Raw genomic sequence first — 1,426 nt, 5'->3', positions numbered from 1 at the left:
GTAAAAGAAGCATAAAAAAAGCACCTCACAAATGTGAAGTGCAAAAATATCGTCCTATATAAAATTATAAGAAAATGTACCTATTCCAATCTGTTTGTTGTTTCAGCTGTTCCACGATTCCTGGTATGTCCTCATCACTGTCCGCAACCTCAATCCCAAAAGAAACTAAACACATGTCATTATGATTTTTATCCTTTTCTGGAACCAAAAGAATCAAACCAAATCTTTTGCTTTTCTCCGTTTCATAAGGCACGCAAATAATGACTCGTCCAAAACAGTCTTCCTCCAGTACTTCAATTTCGTCATTGGGGTATTGCGTAATGACCTCATCTTCATACTGACTATTCAGTTCTCTTAAAACAGAATCGTGTGCGAAAGTTCAGTAATCCAGACTTGAAATTTGATCTACCAATTCATCAGAATCTTCATCTGAATCATACGCCAGCGGATAATCATATTTCATCATTTTCTCAATCATGGCAATCCATTTTTCACTGGTTTCGGAGTAAATAGAACATGTCTTGCCACCGCCAAAGTCAAGCCCACTGAGTTTGGAAGAAAACGATATAGGATCGGAGAACCGTTTAATCCATACAACAGATATCCCATAAATATCATCGCTGGTGAATTTTGCAGGAACACTCTTGTGCTTAAATTCCCTGTCAGTCACCATTCCGATTGCTTCCACATCTACGAATGCAGCGCCATCCTTCATACGGTATTTTTTCGCAATCAAAATGTCACCTACGTTGATTCCTTCGTAGAGTTTCATCTGCTTTTCGTTCGGATTGCCCATACACCAAAAATTATATTTACAGCAATCGTCTAAAAAGCAATCCGTACCTCCAAATCTAGTACCAACCCCATAAAATTGCATTGAAAAGCCCTCCTATTCACATATTTTTATCTATTATATCACATTAGATACTGTATGTCAAGTTTTTTCGTCTTATAGTTACATAAAAGTGTCTATAGGACATAAAATATATTTCTAATAGTCCGTTAAATCCATACTGAAAAAACAGTATAATATCACTATGAGGTGATACAATGGAACAGGGGCTTAATTATGCTGCAATCGGTGACCGTATTCGGAGATATCGGGAACTATCCAGAATGACACAAGAACAGCTCAGTGAACTTTGTTCATTATCTACTGGGTATATTGGACATCTAGAACGAGGAACACGTTCTCCTTCCCTCGAGACACTTGCTAAAATTGCACAGTTGCTTCGTGTCAGTCTGGATGACCTGGTATTTGGAGAAGCTGAAATTCACAACAATATGATAAAAATTCTCGCATTGACATTAGATGATAAGAACCCAGAAAAAGTGAAGGTTTTTTTAAAAACAGTCTGTGCACTGGCTGATAAACTTGATGACTTTTAACAAAACTGCCCGAAGATGATCCTACGATATCACAAGG

2 protein-coding genes are annotated in these 1,426 nt (G+C 37.4%); one reads left to right on the top strand and one right to left on the bottom strand.

Features of this window, described 5'->3' with window-relative positions:
- Positions 1-379: 379 nt before the first annotated feature.
- Entirely contained in the window at positions 380-877 is a 498-nt protein-coding gene (locus RUM_RS06530; RefSeq protein WP_015558374.1) for a hypothetical protein, read from the bottom strand.
- 173 nt (positions 878-1,050) lie between these two features.
- Between RUM_RS06530 and RUM_RS06525 the strand changes: the two genes are divergently transcribed.
- Positions 1,051-1,389 carry a helix-turn-helix domain-containing protein gene (locus RUM_RS06525; protein ID WP_015558373.1) on the top strand — a complete coding sequence of 113 codons (339 nt, stop codon included), beginning with the start codon at positions 1,051-1,053 and terminating at the stop codon, positions 1,387-1,389.
- The last annotated feature ends 37 nt before the right edge of the window (positions 1,390-1,426 follow it).

This window comes from Ruminococcus champanellensis 18P13 = JCM 17042 (assembly GCF_000210095.1).
GTDB lineage: Bacteria > Bacillota > Clostridia > Oscillospirales > Ruminococcaceae > Ruminococcus_F > Ruminococcus_F champanellensis.
This window is presented reverse-complemented; position numbering and strand designations above follow the sequence as displayed.